The organism is Sphingopyxis sp. (assembly GCF_035998965.1).
Lineage (GTDB): Bacteria > Pseudomonadota > Alphaproteobacteria > Sphingomonadales > Sphingomonadaceae > Sphingopyxis.
Map to the genome: position 1 here is coordinate 1 of NZ_DASYHE010000044.1, position 17396 is coordinate 17396.

General features: G+C 65.7%; 15 protein-coding genes. All 15 read right to left on the minus strand.

The window, feature by feature from the left end:
* Positions 1-95 precede the first annotated feature (95 nt).
* The 15 genes from ftsA to VGN68_RS08010 all read right to left on the minus strand — a co-directional run bounded on the left by ftsA (position 96) and on the right by VGN68_RS08010 (position 17158).
* The gene (gene ftsA / locus VGN68_RS07940) at positions 96-1352 is read right to left on the minus strand and encodes a cell division protein FtsA (RefSeq protein WP_327475523.1); all 1257 of its coding nucleotides are present in this window, start codon (positions 1350-1352) and stop codon (positions 96-98) included.
* Positions 1353-1355: 3 nt separating this feature from the next.
* Entirely contained in the window at positions 1356-2294 is a 939-nt protein-coding gene (locus VGN68_RS07945; RefSeq protein ID WP_327475525.1) for a cell division protein FtsQ/DivIB, read from the minus strand.
* Positions 2291-3214, minus strand: a complete 924-nt coding sequence (locus tag VGN68_RS07950) for a D-alanine--D-alanine ligase (RefSeq protein WP_327475526.1) — start codon at positions 3212-3214, stop codon at positions 2291-2293. The genes VGN68_RS07945 and VGN68_RS07950 overlap by 4 nt, the downstream gene beginning before the upstream one ends.
* A gap of 127 nt (positions 3215-3341) precedes the next feature.
* Entirely contained in the window at positions 3342-4241 is a 900-nt protein-coding gene (murB, locus tag VGN68_RS07955) for a UDP-N-acetylmuramate dehydrogenase (protein WP_327475528.1), read from the minus strand.
* Positions 4242-4356: 115 nt separating this feature from the next.
* A complete protein-coding gene (gene murC / locus VGN68_RS07960; RefSeq protein WP_327475573.1) occupies positions 4357-5790 on the minus strand; it encodes a UDP-N-acetylmuramate--L-alanine ligase in 1434 nt (477 codons plus the stop codon).
* Positions 5790-6974: an undecaprenyldiphospho-muramoylpentapeptide beta-N-acetylglucosaminyltransferase gene (gene murG, locus VGN68_RS07965; RefSeq protein ID WP_327475530.1), complete on the minus strand. Its 1185-nt coding sequence runs from the start codon at positions 6972-6974 to the stop codon at positions 5790-5792. Before murG ends, murC begins: the two co-directional genes overlap by 1 nt.
* A 10-nt stretch (positions 6975-6984) precedes the next feature.
* Positions 6985-8223 (minus strand): putative peptidoglycan glycosyltransferase FtsW, encoded by a 1239-nt coding sequence (locus tag VGN68_RS07970; protein ID WP_327475532.1) that lies wholly within the window; start codon positions 8221-8223, stop codon positions 6985-6987.
* Positions 8220-9524 (minus strand): UDP-N-acetylmuramoyl-L-alanine--D-glutamate ligase, encoded by a 1305-nt coding sequence (gene murD, locus VGN68_RS07975; protein WP_327475534.1) that lies wholly within the window; start codon positions 9522-9524, stop codon positions 8220-8222. The genes VGN68_RS07970 and murD overlap by 4 nt, the downstream gene beginning before the upstream one ends.
* A complete protein-coding gene (gene mraY, locus VGN68_RS07980) occupies positions 9521-10591 on the minus strand; it encodes a phospho-N-acetylmuramoyl-pentapeptide-transferase (protein ID WP_327475536.1) in 1071 nt (356 codons plus the stop codon). Before mraY ends, murD begins: the two co-directional genes overlap by 4 nt.
* Positions 10591-11967: a UDP-N-acetylmuramoyl-tripeptide--D-alanyl-D-alanine ligase gene (locus tag VGN68_RS07985; protein ID WP_327475538.1), complete on the minus strand. Its 1377-nt coding sequence runs from the start codon at positions 11965-11967 to the stop codon at positions 10591-10593. The genes mraY and VGN68_RS07985 overlap by 1 nt, the downstream gene beginning before the upstream one ends.
* Positions 11964-13403, minus strand: a complete 1440-nt coding sequence (locus VGN68_RS07990; protein WP_327475540.1) for a UDP-N-acetylmuramoyl-L-alanyl-D-glutamate--2,6-diaminopimelate ligase — start codon at positions 13401-13403, stop codon at positions 11964-11966. The genes VGN68_RS07985 and VGN68_RS07990 overlap by 4 nt, the downstream gene beginning before the upstream one ends.
* A complete protein-coding gene (locus VGN68_RS07995) occupies positions 13403-15097 on the minus strand; it encodes a penicillin-binding protein 2 (RefSeq protein WP_327475542.1) in 1695 nt (564 codons plus the stop codon). Before VGN68_RS07995 ends, VGN68_RS07990 begins: the two co-directional genes overlap by 1 nt.
* A complete protein-coding gene (locus VGN68_RS08000; protein ID WP_327475544.1) occupies positions 15094-15687 on the minus strand; it encodes a hypothetical protein in 594 nt (197 codons plus the stop codon). The genes VGN68_RS07995 and VGN68_RS08000 overlap by 4 nt, the downstream gene beginning before the upstream one ends.
* Entirely contained in the window at positions 15681-16661 is a 981-nt protein-coding gene (gene rsmH / locus VGN68_RS08005) for a 16S rRNA (cytosine(1402)-N(4))-methyltransferase RsmH (RefSeq protein ID WP_327475546.1), read from the minus strand. Before rsmH ends, VGN68_RS08000 begins: the two co-directional genes overlap by 7 nt.
* Positions 16658-17158 (minus strand): division/cell wall cluster transcriptional repressor MraZ, encoded by a 501-nt coding sequence (locus VGN68_RS08010; RefSeq protein WP_327475548.1) that lies wholly within the window; start codon positions 17156-17158, stop codon positions 16658-16660. Before VGN68_RS08010 ends, rsmH begins: the two co-directional genes overlap by 4 nt.
* Positions 17159-17396: the final 238 nt, after the last annotated feature.

Sequence of the window (17396 nt, forward strand, 5' to 3'; positions counted from 1 at the left end):
GAGCGGGTGTCCCGCCGCCCGGTTTTCTTACCCCGCATTGCACTATTGTGACCGGGGAATCACCCAAAAAATTAACCTTTTTTCGCGTTTCACCGCTAAAAACTGCTTTTTAACGCCGCCATCAACCGATGCAGGATCGAAGTGCTCGCCGGACGATAGACATCCTGCGACATCATGGGGAGATCGCGCAGGTCGACCGGGTCCGACGCGGCATAGAGAACCAGCCCGGCCAGCGTCGCGAAAGCCGGGCCGCTGTGCGCCTCGGGCAGTCCGTGCAGCCCGCGCGGCCTTCCAACCCGTGCGGCGCGGCCGAGTGCGCTCTGGGTGTAATCGGCAATGCCTTTCAGATCGGCGCCGCCGCCGACAAGCACGACCTGGCGCCCGATTGGGCCAACGAAATGCAGATCTTTGAGTGTCCTGCCGATCTCTCCCATCATCGCGTCCAGACGTTGGCGGATCACCGTCACCAACTGCGCGCGGGTGATCCGCGGAGCATCGCCGCTTGTCGGAGCGCCGGGTTCCAGCTCGATAATTTCGTTGTTATCGCGCGGGCTGGCCGACGCCGAGCCGTAAAAGCTCTGGAGCCGCTGCGCCTGACTGCGCCGGATGCCAAAGGCCGAGGCAATGTCGTCGGTGATGTCGCTGGCACCAAAGGGCAGCGACGCCATTTCGACGAGCATCCCTCCGGCATAGAGCGACACTGTCGTCACCGCGGCGCCGAGCTCGACCAGCGCCACGCCCAGGTCGCGTTCCTCGTCCGACAGACAAGCGAGTCCTGCGGCGATCGGCGACGCGACAACCGCGTTGACGTCCAGATGCGCCTGCCGCACCGCCGCCTCCAGGTTTCGTACCGGGGCGCCGTCGGCCATGATGATGTGAATATCGACGCCCAACCGGTCGGCGTGCAGCCCGATCGGGTTCTTGACCCCGGTCAGCCCGTCGAGGGTATATAGCGCGGGCTGCGCGTGGAGGATCATCCGTCCCTCGGGATCGATCCCGGCACGTCCTGCCGCGAGCAGGTCGTCGATATCTTCCTTTTCGATCCGGTGGCCGCCGAGTTCGCTTTCAATTGGCGCCACGTCGCTGAGCAAGCCGCCGGCCGAGAAGCTGACCCAGACGTCATCGATGTTCAGCCCCGCGATCCGCTCGGCCTGCTCGATCGCCTCGCGCACGATATGTTCGGTCTGCTCCATGTCGGCGACATAGCCGCGCTGGACACCGCGGCTTTCGCGCTGGCCGGTGCCAAGCACATGGAGTTGGCCGTCGGCAGTCTGCCCCGCGATCAGCGCGCAGACCTTCCACGACCCGACATCGAGCGCGGTGATGATCTTTTCGATGCGCGGCGGGGCCATGCTCTATCCTTCGTTCGACGCGGCGGTCGCAACCGCATCGACCGCAGCGCGCGCCTCGTCGAGCTTCGCGGGCGCCACCTGCCCTTCGTGCGGCAGACGTAGCACGAAGCGGCTCGGATCGCGCATGTCGAAACGCAATATGCCGCGCCCGAGCAAGCGGTTGGCGCCATCCAGATGCGCAAATTTGGCAAGCGCGGCTTTCGCCTCGGCCTCGCCCTCCGGCAATGACAGCGTTTCACCGCTGCGGAAGCGCAGGTCCCAGCGGCGGTTGCCGACCCAGGTAGCGCCCGCAAGCAATTCCTTGAGGCTGCTCGCCTCGGCCAGTAATCGGTCGAGATCCTGCGAACGCTGGTTCGCCTTCGGCCCGATCACCAGCGGCAGGTCAGGCATCGTCGCGACCGTCACCGGTTCGAGCACCACGCCCTTTTCGTCGATCAGCGACAGGCGGTTGTTATGCTGCCAGATCGCCGCCGGGGTGCGCTCGACAATGTCGACGACCAGCGTGTCGGGCAGGCGCCGCGATACGCGCGCGTCCTTGATCCAGCCATAGCGCATCAAATCGCCGCGCACCCCGTCGAGATCGACCGCCGCTATCGAGCGGTCCTTTTGCGCGAGCGCGATGTCGTAAACCTTCAGCCGGTCGATGCGGTCGGCGCCGACGACCTCGACCTTCTTGACCTGGAACCCGGCGCGGCCGACCGCTTGCGCATATTCCTCGTGAACTTTGGCGGTGACCCCGGTGGCGTGCGCGGCGAGGCCCGCGACGGCAAACAGGCTGAGCCCGATCGTCCAGTTGGCAACCTTTTGCAGCCGCTGCGGGCTGATCGGCAGAGCGTTGATGATCGCGTTCAGCCGCGAAGTTGGCACCTTGCGCCGTTTCTTCGGCGTCCGCACCGGACGGCGTGGCGGCGCGCTGCCGCGTTTGATCCGCGTGTTACTCATAACGCTTCCCCCACGATGCGTTCGACCAGTTCGGCATAATCCATACCAACCGCGCGCCCCTGTTCGGGCACCAGACTTAACGGCGTCATCCCCGGCTGGGTGTTGACTTCGAGCAGATAGATGCCCGCCAACCCATGTTCGTCGTCCCAGCGAAAGTCCGAGCGCGAGGCGCCCTTGCAGCCGAGCAGGCGATGCGATTGCAGCGCCAGATCCATCATCCGCTGCGCGACATCGGCGGGGACATCGGCGGGACAGACATGCTCGGTCAGCCCGTCGGTATATTTGGCGTCATAGTCGTAGAAACCCGACCTGACGCGGAGCTCGGTCACCGCGAGCGCTTGATCGCCCAGCACCGCAACGGTCAGCTCGCGTCCCTTGATAAACGGTTCGGCGAGCAGGCGGTCGAATTCCTGCCAGGGACCCACCGCGTCGCGAGCAATCGGGTTGCCGTAGTTGCTGTCGTCCTTGACGATCGCCACCCCGACCGACGAGCCTTCGTTCACAGGCTTCAGCACATAAGGGCGCGGCAAAGGGTCGATGGAATAGAGGCTTTCGCTGTCGACCATGGTCCCCGTCGGCATCGGAATACCATGCGGCACCAGCGCCTGCTTCGTCAATTCCTTGTCGATCGCAATCACCGAGGTGACGAGGCCGCTGTGGGTGTATTTCAGGCCCATCAGGTCGAGCATCCCCTGCACCGTGCCGTCCTCTCCGGGAACGCCGTGGAGCGCGTTGAACACGACATCCGGCTTCGCTTCGGCCAGCCGTAAGGCGACGTCGCGGTCCATGTCGATGCGCGTGACCGTGTGGCCGCGGCTTTCGAGCGCGTCGGCGACGCCATTGCCGCTCATCAGCGACACTTCGCGTTCAGCCGACCAGCCACCCATCAGGACGGCGACATGCCAGGGGCCGCGGGTCATGCCTCAACTCCGATATTCAAAACCTTTTGTCCTGAGCTTGTCGAAGGACCGTTTTTCCTTGGCGACGTCAAAAGAGAAGAGCAGCCCTTCGACAAGCTCAGAGCGAACGGCGAGAGGTGGTGCGCCATCACTTCATCACTCCCACGCGCTGTATTTCCCATTGCAGTTCGATGCCGCTCTTGTCCTTCACCCGGCGGCGGACTTCCTCACCGAGGGCTTCGATGTCAGCGCTCGTTGCATCGCCGGTGTTGATCAGGAAATTGGTGTGCTTTTCGCTGACCTGCGCCCCGCCGACGGCAAAGCCGCGGCACCCGGCCTCATCGACCAGCTGCCACGCCTTGTGGCCCTCGGGGTTCTTGAAGGTCGAGCCGCCGGTTTTCGAGCGCAGCGGCTGTGAGGCTTCGCGGCTGGCCGAAATGCGGTCCATTTCGGCCTGGATCGCCGTAGGCTCGTCGGGGCGGCCGCGAAAAGTTGCGCCGATAACGACCGCGCCCTCGGGCAATTCGCTATGGCGATAGGTGTAGCCAAGGTCGGCGAGCCGCAGCGTCTTGCGTTCGCCCGAGCGAAGCACGACGTCGCAATCGATCAGGATGTCTTTCACTTCGCCGCCATAGGCGCCGCCGTTCATGCGCACGAAACCGCCGACGGTGCCGGGAATCGAACGCAGAAATTCCATCCCCGCAATCCCGGCATCGCGCGCGGTCGAGGAAACGAGGATACCCGACGCACCGCCGCCGCAGCGCAGCGCGGTGGTGTCGATCGCTTCGACTTTCGCAAAGGCCTTGCCGAGCCGGACGACGACACCCGGAAAGCCGCCGTCGCGAACGATGAGGTTCGATCCTAGACCCAGCGCCATCACGGGGACAGCGGGGTGGAGATCGCGGAGGAAGTCGGCGAGGTCGTCGGCGTCCCTCGGCTCGAACAGCCAGTCGGCGGGACCGCCCGACTTGAACCAGACGAGCGGCGCCAGCGGAGCCTTTTCCGTTAGTTTGCCGCGCACGGCAGGGAGGGTTGCAAGGTCGCTCACAACCGCACCCCTTCCCCGTTCGTCCCGAGCGAAGTCGAGGGACGCCTGGCGCTGCGCTGGCGTGTCTCGACTTCGCTCGACACAAACGGAGATGGGATGGGAACGGAGAAGCTTGTCACGCCGCGCCCTCTACAGCGTTCGCCAAACCCGCCGCCATCTTGGTGATATCGCCCGCGCCAAGGCAGATGATCATATCACCCGCACCAAGATCGCCCGCCTTGATGCTATCCGCGATGCTCGCAGCCAGCGCTCCGGCATCGGCAACGACGCTCGCCTGCCGATGCCCGCGATCGCGCAAACCCGCGACCAGCGCATCCGAAGACACGCCATCGATCGGCGCCTCGCCCGCGGCATAGACCGGCAATGCCAGTACCATGTCGGCATCGTTAAACGCCTGCTGGAAATCGTCCATATGGTCGCGCAGGCGGGTGAAGCGGTGCGGCTGGACCACGCCGACGACGCGCCCTGCCCCGACACCTTCGCGCGCCGCCGACAGCACCGCGCGGATTTCGACCGGGTGGTGGGCGTAGTCGTCGATCACCGTAACCACGCCGCCCGCAACCGCGATCTCGCCGACCTTGGTGAAACGCCGCTTGACCCCGGCGAAGCCGTTGAAGCCCGACACGATCTTGTCGTCCGACACGCCCATGTGCAGCGCGACTGCAATCGCGGCGAGCGAGTTCTGGACGTTGTGGCGCCCTGACATCGGCAGATGGATGCCCTCGATCGTCCGGCTGTTGCCGTCGCGGTCGCGGACGACGACGTCGAAGCGATTGCCGTCGGGGCCGGGCACGACATTGGTGCCGCGCACGTCGGCCTGCGCCGAAAAGCCGTAAGTCACGATCCGCCGGTCGCGGATGCGCGGGATTATCGCCTGCACCTCGGGATGGTCGAGACACAGCATTGCGGCGCCATAAAAGGGTACATTCTCGATGAATTCGACGAACGCGTCCTTGATCGCGTCGAAGCTGCCATAATGGTCGAGATGTTCGGGATCGATGTTGGTGACGACCGCGATCGTGCCGTCGAGACGAAGAAAGCTGCCATCGCTCTCGTCGGCCTCGACCACCATCCAGTCGCTGGCGCCGAGCCGCGCGTTCGAGCCATAATTGTTGATGATGCCGCCGTTGATCACCGTCGGATCGATCCCGCCCGCGTCGAGCAGCGCCGCGACCAGGCTGGTCGTCGTCGTCTTGCCGTGCGTTCCGGCAATCGCGACCGTCGATTTCAGCCGCATCAGCTCGGCGAGCATTTCGGCGCGGCGGACGAGCGGAATGCGCTGCGCGAGCGCGGCCTCGACCTCGGGATTGCCGCGTTTCACCGCGGTCGAAGTCACGACCACCGACACGCCATCGACGTTCGCGGCATCATGGCCGATCGCGACCTTGATCCCGCGTTTGCGCAAACCTTCGATGACATAGCCGTCGGCGATGTCGCTGCCCTGCACCTGATAACCGAGGTTGTGCATCACCTCGGCGATCCCCGACATGCCGATGCCGCCGATGCCGATGAAGTGGATGGTGCCAATGTCGGTCGCAACGCCGCGCATCATTCGCCTCCCATGCGGGCCGACGCCATGCCGGTTGCGGCGGCTCGCTGGCCCGATGGCGCACCGACCCGGATCACGTCCATCATCGGCGGCGCGGCGAGCGATTCGGCGAGGTCGGCGAGGTCGCGTGTAGCGTCGGGCAGGCCGCAGCTTGCGGCGCGCGCAGCGGCATTTTCCAGCGCGCCGGGTTCGAGCGCCATCCGCTGGATCTGCTTGGCAAGTTCGCTGGCGGTGAATTGCGGCTGCGGGATCGAGCGTGCGCCGCCTGCCTGAACCATATCCACGACATTATAGGTCTGGTGATTGTCCATCGCGTGCGGATAGGGGACAAAGATCGCGGGCCGTCCGGCGCAGGCCAGCTCGGCCACCGTTGAGGCGCCAGCGCGTGCGATCACCAGATGCGCCCAGCGCAGACGCTCGGGGAAATCGGCGATGTAGGTCGCGCATTCGGCGGCAACCCCCATGTCGGCATATTTCCGGCGCACTTCGTCCAGATCGGCGTCGCGGCATTGCTGCACGACCTGCAACCGGTCGAGCAATGCGCGCGGCAGCATCGCGATCGCTGCGGGAACAACATCGCTGAGCACTGTCGCGCCCAAGCTGCCGCCGACCACCAGCAGGCGGAAAATGCCATCCTCGGTCAGCGGCGGAAAACCTTCCTCGCGGATCGCGATAATCTCGTCGCGCACCGGATTGCCGGTGATATGCTTCTTCAACTCGTGCCCTGCCGGATAGCGCTGGATATTGTGATAGGCGACCGCGACCGCATCGACGCGCGGCGCCATCATGCGGTTGACGCGCCCGAGCACGGCATTTTGTTCGTGCAGCACGCGCGGCCGCTTCGTCGCGCCCGCGGCGAGCAGGCTGGGCAGCGAGGGATAGCCGCCGAAGCCGACGACGACGGCAGGGTCGAAGTCGCCGATCAGGTCGATCGCCATGCGGCGCCCCTTGAGGATCGCCAGCGCCGCCTTCACCCAACCGACCGGCCCGCCCGAGACCCGGCCCGCGGGCAGCACATGCGTTTCCAGTTCGTGCGGTGCGCCGGGAATCCGGAGGCCGCGGTCGTCGCTGACCAGCGCGACGCGGTGGCCCCGCGAAATCAGCTCGCCCGCGAGGGCATAGGCGGGCAGCATATGTCCTCCCGTCCCACCGGCGGCGAGAAGGAAGTGGCGGGTCGCGGTCATGTCTGGGCACTCATTTTTTATTCCAGTTGCGGGTCATCGACACCCGCGCCGCATAGGGGTTTCGCCGGGTCAGCGACAAGAGCAAACCCATGCCGATCGACAGCGCGATGAACGATGAGCCGCCATAGCTGATAAAGGGCAAGGTCATCCCCTTCGACGGGAAGATCTGCGTATTCACCGCCATGTTGATCACCGCCTGGCCGCCGAATTGCGCGATCAGCGCGGCGACCGCCAAGATCAAGAAACTATCCTCCTCGTCGAGCAGGCGCACCAGCACCCGCACGATGATCGCGAGATAGAGGATCGCGATCGCGATGCACGCGATCATCCCGAATTCCTCACCGATGACCGAGAAGATATAGTCGGTGTGTGCTTCGGGCAGCTGAAATTTGGCCAGCCCCGCCCCCGGCCCGGTGCCGATCAGCCCGCCCGCGGTCAGCGTCGCATGCGCCTTGTCGACCTGAAAGCTGTCACCCTCGGCGAACAGCCAGATATTGATGCGCTGCTGCGCCACGGGGTAAAAGAAATAGGCGAGGATGATGCCGACGACCCCCGTCGCCGCGAGCATCCCCATGATCCGCATCGACAGCCCGGCGACCAGCACGAGCACCAGCCAGGTCGCGGCAAAGATGACCGTCTGGCCCAGATCGGGCTGGCCCATCAGCAACACCGCGATCACCCCGGTCAGGACAAAGCTGAGCGGAACCACCGGCAGGCTCTGGTCGTGCAGCCGCAGCGACAATATCCACGCCAGCGACACCGCAAAGAAGGGCTTCAGAAATTCCGATGGCTGCAACCGGAAGATGCCGCTGCCGATCCAGCGCTGCGCGCCGTTTACCGTGGCGCCGAACAACGGCACGAGAAACAGCAGGACCAGAAAGATGATCGTGCCGTAAATGGCGAAACGCCGCGCCTGCGCCTTGGGCAGCATCGACACGCCCAGCATCACCGGCACCCCGACGATCACCCACATCAGCTGGCGGTAGAAATAATAAAGCGGGTCGAGCGACGCCGTGCTGGTCGACAATTTCTGCGCCGCGACTGGCGACGCCGCGGCGACCGCAACCAGCCCGATCGCGACGAGCATCGACACGAGCAGCAGCAGCACGCGGTCGATTTCCCAGAACCACAGGCCCAGCGGGGTGCGGTCGGCGCGGCTGAGGCGCGGGCCGCGGCGCTTGACCGTCCGCGTCGTCGCGATCACCGGCCGTTCGGTCGCGCTGTCCATATTGTCCATTCCCCCGCTCATGCCCCAAGCGCCTGCACAAGTCCGCGAAAAACATCGCCGCGCTGCTCATAATCCTTGAACTGGTCGAATGACGCGCAGGCGGGCGAGAGCAGCACGATGTCGCCGGGCCGCGCCGCCGCCGCCGCATGAGCGACCGCCGTCGCCATGTCGCCGGAGCGATCGACCGGAACCGCGTCGCCGATCTCCGCCGCGAAAGGCTCCATCGCATCGCCGATCAGATAGGCCCTTTTCACATGCCCGAACCATGGGCGGCACGCCGCCAGTCCGTCGCCCTTGGCCTGCCCCCCGGCAATCCAGTGCAAACGCTGGTCCGGCGCCGGCGGAAAGGCCGCCAGCGCCGGACCAGCGGAAGCCGCGTTGGTCGCCTTGCTGTCGTTGAACCAGCGGACGCCAGCGACTTCGCCGACCAATTCCATGCGATGCGGCAGCGACGTATAGGTCGCGAGGCCGCGCTCGATCTGTTCGTCGTTCAATCCCAGCACCCGGCACACCGCGATCGCGCAAACGGCGTTCTGCGCATTGTGCGGGCCTTGCAGCGCGGGCCAGCGGTGCTGGTCGACCGGGTCGATGTCCTTGCCCGACACGCGGTGCAGGCGATGGTTGATCCGCCCCGCGATCATCTTCGACGGATCGTCATCAACCGCGACGATCGCGACCTGATCCCGGTGCTGGAGCGAAAAGAGCCGCGCCTTCGAAGCAGCGTAGCCGGTAAAGCCGTCGTAGCGGTCGAGATGGTCAGGGCTGAGATTGGTCAGCACTGCGACGTCGCACGCCAGGCTGTGCGACAGGTCGATCTGATAGCTCGACAGTTCGAGCACATAGACCCCGCCCTCTGGCAGCGGATCGCGCGACAGGATCGGCAGGCCGATATTGCCGCCCATCAGCGACGGCACCCCGGCGCTTTCCAGCATATGGTGGATCAGCGCGGTGACGGTGGACTTGCCGTTGGTCCCGGTGATCCCGACAACCTTGTGCGGCGGCAGGTCGCCGCGCGCCTCGGCGAAGAGTTCGACGTCGCCGATCACCGGCACATGCGCCTCGCGCGCGTGCTCCGCGATCGGATGGCGGTTAAGTGGCACACCGGGCGACACGACCACCCCGGCAAAGCCGATCAGGTCGATGTCGAGCGGATTGCCGATGTCGGCGCCCAGCGCCATCGCATCGTCGCGCGCTTCTTCGCGATCATCCCACGCGGTGACCCCGGCGCCGCTGGCGACGAGCGCCTCGACCGTTGCGAGCCCCGAGCGCGCCAGCCCCAGCACCGCATAGCGGCGTCCGGCAAAGGCGCGCGAGGTGATCACCGCAGTTTCAAGGTCGCGAGTCCCGCGAGCGCAAGTACGATCGACACGATCCAGAATCGGATGACGACAGTCGATTCGGGCCAGCCCAATTGTTCGAAATGATGGTGGATCGGCGCCATGCGGAACACCCGCTTGCCGGTGCGCTTGTACCAGAACACCTGGATGATCACCGACAGCGCCTCGACGACAAACAGTCCGCCGACCAGCACCAGCACCAGTTCATGCTGCGCCGTAACCGCAATCGTCGCCAGCGCCCCGCCGAGTGCGAGGCTGCCGGTATCGCCCATGAACACTGCCGCGGGTGGCGCGTTGAACCACAGAAAGGCGAGGCATGCGCCGATGATCGCCGCCGCGAACACCGCGAGCTCGCCCGCGCCCGAGACATGCGGGATGCCCAGATATTCTGCGAATTTCACATTGCCCGTCAGATAGACGATCACGAGGAAGGTCAGGCTGGCGATGATGACCGGAAAGGTTGCGAGCCCGTCGAGCCCGTCGGTCAGGTTCACCGCATTGCCGAAGCCGACGATCAGCACCATCGCAAAGACATAATAAAGCGGCCCGAGTTCGAGCACGACGCCGCTGAGGAACGGCAGATAGAGATCGGTGCCGGTGCGCGACACGATCAGGAACACCGCGACCCCGGCGATCAGAAACTCGATCAGCAGGCGGACACGCCCCGGAATGCCGCGGTGGCTGGCCTTTGTCACCTTGTCGAGATCGTCGAGAAAGCCGACGGCGGCGAACCCTCCGGTCACAAAAATGCACGCCCATACAAAGCGGTTCGACAGGTCCATCCACAACAGGGCGGAGATCATCAGCGAGATGAGGATCATCAGCCCGCCCATCGTCGGCGTACCCTTTTTGGCGAGGTGGCTTTGCGGCCCGTCTTCGCGGATCGGCTGCCCCTTCCCTTGCCGCATCCGCAGCATCAGGATGAAGCGCGGCCCGATCCACAGCCCGATGATCAGCGCCGTCGCAACCGCGGCGCCCGAGCGGAAGCTGAGATAGCGAATGAGGTTGAGAACCCCCGGAAAGCCCAGCCATTCCGCCAGCCAGTAAAGCATCAAAATTCCCCGTTGGTCAGCGCCGCCACCAGATGCGACAGGCCGACGCTGTTCGACCCCTTGATCAGCACCGTGTCCTCGGGCCGGATCAAGTCGCCCAGCCGCGCGCGGGCGGCCGAATGGTCGGCCACATGCGCGAAATCGATCTGCCCCTCAAGCGCCTTTGCCAGCGGCGCCATCTCGTCGCCGACGAGCAGGGCGAATTGCACCCCGGCTGCGACGAGCGGAGCCGCGAGATCGGCGTGATAGGCCTCGCCGTCTGCTCCGAGTTCCTTCATCGCGCCCAGAATCGCGATGCGGCGCTCGCCCGATTCGCTGCCGAGCTGGCCAATCGTCGCCGCCATCGAGGCGGGGTTGGCGTTATAGCTTTCGTCGATCAGCAGGATATGCCCGTCGCCAAACGGCAGGCGGTGACGCGCCCCGCGCCCGGCGAGCCCCGCCATTTCGGCAAAGGCCAGCCCCGCCGCGGGCAGATCGCCGCCAACGGCCTTCACCGCCGCGAGCACCGCCAGCGAATTGGACACCCAATGCGCCCCGGCCTGCGCGATGGTGAAGCACAGCAGCGCTTCCTGCACCTGCGCGGTGACGAGCGAACCGCCCTTGCCGTCCGAAAGCCAATCGACCGCACGAACATCGGCGTCGGCACCCAGCCCAAAGCTGATCACATGGGCGGCGTGCAACTCGGCCTTCGCGCGCAGTCGCGCGTAATGCGGACTGTCGAACGGGACGATCGCGGTGCCCCCGGGTTCGAGGCCCTCAAAAATCTCGCCCTTCGCATCGGCAATCGCCTCTTCGCTGCCGAAAAATACCATATGCGCCGGGGCAATGGTGGTGACGATGGCAACATGCGGGCGGACCATGCGCGTCAGTTGGGCGAGCTCGCCCGCATGATTCATTCCCATCTCGAACACCCCGAAATCGGCGGTCGAGGGCATTCGCGCCAGACTGAGCGGGACGCCTACATGGTTGTTGTAGCTTTTGACCGAGCGGTGCGCCTTGCCGGGGCGGAAGCGGTCGAGCGCCGCGAACAGCGCTTCCTTTGTCCCCGTCTTGCCCGCCGAACCGGTCACCCCGATGATCCGTCCATGGCTGCGCGCGCGCGACGCGGTGCCGAGCGCGTTCAGCGCGGCGGCGCTGTCGGCGACGCGGACATGCGGTTGGTCGATAGCGGTCTCGCAGAGGATCCCCGCGGCCCCGGCAGCAATCGCCTTGTCGATAAACTTGTGTCCGTCGGTCGCCTCGCCGCGCATCGCGACGAACAGGTCACCCTTGGTCACCTCGCGCGAGTCGAACGCGACGCCATGCGCGGTAAAATCATGGCTCGCCTCCCCGCCTGTCGCGGCGGCGATGGCGCGTGCGGTCCACAGCGGGGTCATGCCGCGCACTCGCGCGCGACGGCCACGTCGTCGAAGGGAATGACGCGGATGTCGGCGCCCGTGCCGACGATCTGCCCTTGTTCGTGCCCCTTGCCAGCGATGCAGACGATGTCTTCGGCGCGCGCCTCGGCTATCGCAGCAGCGATCGCGGCGCGGCGGTCGCCGATGACCTGCGCGGTCGGTGCGCCCACTGCAATCGCGGCACGGATCAAGGCCGGATCCTCGCCGCGCGGATTGTCGTCGGTGATGATCAGCACATCGGCTTTTGCTTCGGCAACACGGCCCATCTCGGGGCGCTTCGCCTGATCGCGGTCGCCGCCCGCGCCGAACACCAGGATCAACCGCCCGCTCGCGTGCGGGCGCAGCGCGTCGAGCGCCGCCTCAATTGCATCGGGGGTGTGAGCATAATCGACATAGACCGGCGCGCCGGCCTTGGTAATCGCCGCACGTTCGAGCCGCCCGCGCACCGGCTGGAGCCGCGCCAGATTGGCGAGCGTTTGCGCGACATCGCCGCCGGTCGCGATGACCAGCCCTGCCGATACCAGCGCATTGGCGACCTGATAGGCGCCGATCAGCGGCAGATCGATCTTGTGTGTCACATCGCCCGCCGCAACGACGAGCGACTGGCCAAGCTGGGTCGGTTCGCGTGAAACAAGGCGCAGGTTCTCGCCCGCCGCGCCCACCGTCATCAGCCGGACGCCGCGCGCCTTGACGACCTCGATTACTCGCCGCGAATATTCGTCGTCGCTCCACACCACCGCCGTACCATCCGGCTCGACCACTTCGCTGAACAGCCGCAGCTTGGCCGCGAGATAGGCGTCCATTGAACCATGATAGTCGAGGTGATCGTGGCTGAGGTTGGTGAATGCCGCCGCCTTCACCGGCAGCCCTTCGGTACGATATTGGTCGAGGCCGTGGCTCGACGCCTCGAACGCCGCATGGCTGACGCCTTCCGTAGCCAAGCCCGACATATTGCTCAGGAAAGTCACGATATCGGGCGTCGTCAGCCCGGTCGAGGCGCTGTCGTTCGACGTCGTGATGCCCAGCGTCCCGATCGACGCGGCGTAAAAACCCGCCATTCGCCACAACTGGCGCGTCATTTCGACGGTGGAGGTCTTGCCGTTGGTGCCGGTCACGGCGACGCAGGTCGCAGGAAAGCGGTGGAAGTAGCGCGCCGCCATATGCGCAAAGGCGCGGCGCGGATTGGCGTCGGCGACATGCACGGCGCCCGCGACCGGCGCCTCAGGCCGCGCGACGACCGCAATCGCCCCGGCAGCGATCGCCGCGGGAATGAAGTCCTCGCCATTGAATTTTTCGCCGACGAAGGCGCCAAAAATTGTCCCCGGCGCCACTTTGCGATGATCGATGGCAAGCCCGGTGACGACCGGATCAGCGCCCACCGGCCCAGCATCCCCTATCAGCGCGGACAGGCGCATTATTCGTCTTCCCCGTTTCTCCACAGCAGCGGGGTGAGTTCAGACACGTCGACATCGCGGCTTTCGTCGGGGAAGACGCCGAGCATCGGCCCCGCGCGCATCACGACCTTGCTGACCACCGGCGCCGCGGTCCAGCCTGCGGTGCGCTGACCCGAGCTATAAGCATTGCCCTTCGGTTCGTCGATCATCACCAGCACGACATAGCGCGGATTGTCCATCGGGAAGGCCGCGGCAAAGGTTGCGACGACCGAGCTGCGGCGATAACCGCCCGCGCCGGGCTTTTCGGCACTGCCGGTCTTGCCGCCGACGCGAAAACCCGGGGCTTCGGCCTTTTTGCCCGTGCCGTCGGACACGATGAGGCGCAGCAGCTGGCGCATCCGCGCGCTGGTCGCCGCCTTGAACACGCGGCGGCCCTTGGGCGGCGCCTGGTCGCCGAGCTTGGTGATCGTCGCGGGACGATAGATGCCGCCGTTGACCAGCGCGGCATAGGCGCTGGCAAGGTGCAGCGGGGTCACCGCGATGCCATGGCCATAGCCGGTGGTCATCGTCGTCAACCGGCCCCAATCTTTCGGCCACAGCGGAAAGGCGCGTTCCTTCAGGTCGATCTTTGGCCGTGTATCGAAATCGAGCTTGCGGAACATCGCCTCCATATTCTCGCGACCCAGTTCGTCGGAAATGCGTGCGGTCGTGATGTTCGAGCTGTGGATCAGCGTTTCGGGGACGTTGAGCCAGCGGTTCGACGGATGGCTGTCGCGGATGCGAAAACCCGCGATCGCGAGCGGCGCCGTTGCGTCATAGCGGCGTGCCATGCTGGTGACGGTGCCAGCGTCGATCGCTGCCGCCACCGTCAGCGGTTTGAAGGTCGAGCCGAGCTCATACAGATTATGCGTCACCGCGTTGCGCCGCGCCGCCATATTGTCCGGCGCCAGCTTGTTGGGATTATAGGTCGGCAGCGACGTCATCGCCGCGATTTCGCCGGTGTGGACATCAAGGATGATCCCCGCGCCGCCGATCGCTTCGAGATTGGCGACCGCCGAACCCAGCTCGCTTTCGAGCACCCCCTGCACGCGCGCGTCGATTGACAGCGCCAGCGGCTCGCCCCGCGTCGCCTTGTCAATCAGGCGGCCGTCGAATGCGCCCTCGGCGCCCGTGACACCACGTCCCGCCGCGTCGGTGAAGCCCAGCACATGCGCGGCGAGGCTGAGCTGCGGATACAGCCGTTCCTTTTCGCGCGGAAAATCGAACCCGACGTCACCGATCGCGTTCACCGCCGCGACCTGATCGGGCAGCGCGCGGCGGCGGATATAGGTCGGGCGGGGCCCGCTGATCTTGGCGAGCAATTCGGCGCGCGACATGTCGGGGAAAATCTTGTGCAGCTCATCGGCCAGATATTGGCTATTGTTCAAAAGCTTGGCCGGCACGACGCGGATCGCATAACCGTCGATCGTCCGCGCCAGCGGGACACCGTTGCGATCGACGATGTCGGCGCGCGCGGGAATGAAAGCCGTCGACGCCGTCCCATTGCGCGAACCGGTATCGAATAATGCGAAATAGAGCAGCCGCACCGACACGAGCAAAAATGCCGCCATGAACAGCAGCATCAGGATCATCAGACGCTGCTGCGCGGTCAGCAGGATTTGCTGCCGCACCCCAGCGGTACGCACCCGGGTCGGACGGACGACCAGCGTGTTCATCGACCGGACTTCCCTCCCGCGGCTTCGGCGGCAGCGGCGCGCTTCAAATCGGCGAGCGTCGATTCGGCGAGCAACTGGTCCTCGATCATCTTGAGCTGTTCACGGCGGCGGGTCGGCGTCATCCGCGGCGCGGCGTCGCTGCGAATCCCGGTATCGGCCTGCGCCAGCACGACCGGCTTGGCCGCAGCGGGCTTGGCGACTGCCGGGCTTTCCTTCGGCGCAGCGGGGACCGCCACCGGCGACACCATCGCCATCAGCACCGGCGCGACCTCGTTGGCGCCGCGCGCGCGCGGCAGACCATCGAGCGAGGCGAGCTGACGCTCGTTGGCAAGATACTGATCGGCGGCGGGAGCCGAATAGCCGAACGTATCGACGTTCCACTGCTCAAGCTGACGCATCGAGGCGCGCACCGCGAGTTCGGATTCGAGATAGCGGATATTGTCGCGGCTGCGCTCGATCTCTTTTTCGATGCGCGTCAGTTCGCTGCGCGTCGCCGCGACCTTCAGCGATACCGGATACAACATCATCGCACAGATCAGCACGAGCAGGACCAGCCCAATGCCTTGAAGTTTGCGCGCCGCCATCAGCATGAGATCGCCTCCTTCATCGTGGATTGCCCCGGCCACGCCGGCGCTGCCGTCCGCACCGCGCTGCGCAGCGTGGCCGATCGGGCGCGCGGGTTGCGCGCCTCTTCGGCCTTGCTCGGCCGCACCTTGCGCGCCGGGGGTTCGAAAGTTGCGGGCCGCGCGAGCGGGATCGGCGCGGGCCGATGACGCGACCCCGCGGCGTCGCCGCCGCTGCGCTCGCGCAGAAAATTCTTCACGATCCGGTCTTCGGTGCTGTGAAAGCTGACCACCGCCAACCGGCCGCCGGGACGCAGGATGCGCTCCGCAGCGGCCAAGCCGGCGACCAACTCGTCGAGTTCGGAATTGATGTGGATGCGGATCGCCTGAAAGCTCTTGGTCGAGGGATCCTTGGGCGCGCCGGGCGGGTGGCGCAGCGCCTTGCGGATCACCGTCGCCAGTTCGGCGGTGCGGCTGAGCGGCCGCGCGGCGACAATCGCACGCGCGACACGCCGCGACTGGCGCTCGTCGCCATAATGGAACAGCACATCGGCGATCTCGACCTCGTCGGCACGGTTCAGCCATTCGGCGGCGCTTTCGCCGTCCTGCGCCATCCGCATGTCAAGCGGGCCGTCCTTCTGGAACGAAAAGCCGCGCGCGCCCTGGTCGAGCTGCATCGACGACACGCCGATGTCGAAGGTGATGCCATCGACGACGTCGATGCCGCGCTCGGCAAGCAGCCGGTCGATTTCGCCGAAGCGGCCGTGGATCAGCGTTAGCTTGCCATCGGCTTGCTCGACCAGCGCCTGCCCGTCGGCAATCGCATCGGGATCGCGGTCGCAGGCGACGACATCGGCGCCCGCGGCCAGCATCGCGCGGGTGTAGCCGCCAGCGCCAAAGGTTGCATCGACATGACGCTCGCCCGGGGCGATGGCGAGCGCGGCGATCACTTCGTCGCGGAGAACCGGATCGTGGCGGGGATCGCGCGGAAGATCGCTCATTTGCGCCCCTTCCCTTTCGTCGCATCCCACGCCGCAGCGAGCCGCTGCAACACCGGATCGGCGTCGGTGCATTCGGCGAGCGTCGGCAGCCACCAGATTTCGAACCGGCGGCCTGACCCGACAAAGGCGGTCGCGCCATTATCGCCAACGCGGTCGCGATGGGTGAAGCCGGGCAGGAAGCGACCGCTGTCGTCGAGCGCATAGGCGTCGGTGTAGCTGAACCGCTTCTTGAACTCGATATCCTCGTCGAAATCGAGATTGCGCAGCCGTGCCGTGTCGCGATCGCGTTCGATCTCGCCATTCAGGCGATCATATTGATCGTGGCCATAGGCAACAAGGCAGGGCAGCTTTTCGTGGAAGCCAACCCAAAGCACGCGCTGGCCGTCCGCAGTAAGGGGCACATTGTTGCGGAACTGAGAGGGGACGGCGATGCGTCCCTTGCCGTCGATCGCGGCGAAGCTGGTTCCCGCATACTGGCCGGGCGTCACAATCGCCATCGCTCTGCCCCCCGTATGCGCCTGCGGGCAATACTTCCCTGGCCCCGGAATCGCGTGATTCCAGTTGGTTCGGTCTCGGCGGAGATTGCCCCTCTCCGATCTCTGCCTATCAACTATAGAGTAGGGTGAAAAGGGGAAATTTAGGGTGAAATAGGGAATCTACCCCCTAATCGTCGCAAAAGGCGCAAATAGGCGGCCGAAATGCGGTCGGCGCGCCTTGGGGCGACCGCAAGGCGCA

Bases quoted from the DNA above. Each gene is read 5' to 3' on its own strand.
- murC (WP_327475573.1), bottom strand. From the start codon at position 5,790: ATGCGCGGCGTTGCGACCGACATTGGCACCATCCACTTCATCGGCATC.
- VGN68_RS07995 (WP_327475542.1), bottom strand. From the start codon at position 15,097: ATGAACACGCTGGTCGTCCGTCCGACCCGGGTGCGTACCGCTGGGGTG.
- VGN68_RS07985 (WP_327475538.1), bottom strand. From the start codon at position 11,967: ATGACCCCGCTGTGGACCGCACGCGCCATCGCCGCCGCGACAGGCGGG.
- VGN68_RS07970 (WP_327475532.1), bottom strand. From the start codon at position 8,223: ATGAGCGGGGGAATGGACAATATGGACAGCGCGACCGAACGGCCGGTG.
- VGN68_RS07950 (WP_327475526.1), bottom strand. From the start codon at position 3,214: ATGACCCGCGGCCCCTGGCATGTCGCCGTCCTGATGGGTGGCTGGTCG.
- VGN68_RS07990 (WP_327475540.1), bottom strand. From the start codon at position 13,403: ATGCGCCTGTCCGCGCTGATAGGGGATGCTGGGCCGGTGGGCGCTGAT.
- VGN68_RS07945 (WP_327475525.1), bottom strand. From the start codon at position 2,294: ATGAGTAACACGCGGATCAAACGCGGCAGCGCGCCGCCACGCCGTCCG.
- VGN68_RS08000 (WP_327475544.1), bottom strand. From the start codon at position 15,687: ATGCTGATGGCGGCGCGCAAACTTCAAGGCATTGGGCTGGTCCTGCTC.
- murG (WP_327475530.1), bottom strand. From the start codon at position 6,974: ATGACCGCGACCCGCCACTTCCTTCTCGCCGCCGGTGGGACGGGAGGA.
- mraY (WP_327475536.1), bottom strand. From the start codon at position 10,591: ATGCTTTACTGGCTGGCGGAATGGCTGGGCTTTCCGGGGGTTCTCAAC.
- VGN68_RS08010 (WP_327475548.1), bottom strand. From the start codon at position 17,158: ATGGCGATTGTGACGCCCGGCCAGTATGCGGGAACCAGCTTCGCCGCG.
- ftsA (WP_327475523.1), bottom strand. From the start codon at position 1,352: ATGGCCCCGCCGCGCATCGAAAAGATCATCACCGCGCTCGATGTCGGG.
- rsmH (WP_327475546.1), bottom strand. From the start codon at position 16,661: ATGAGCGATCTTCCGCGCGATCCCCGCCACGATCCGGTTCTCCGCGAC.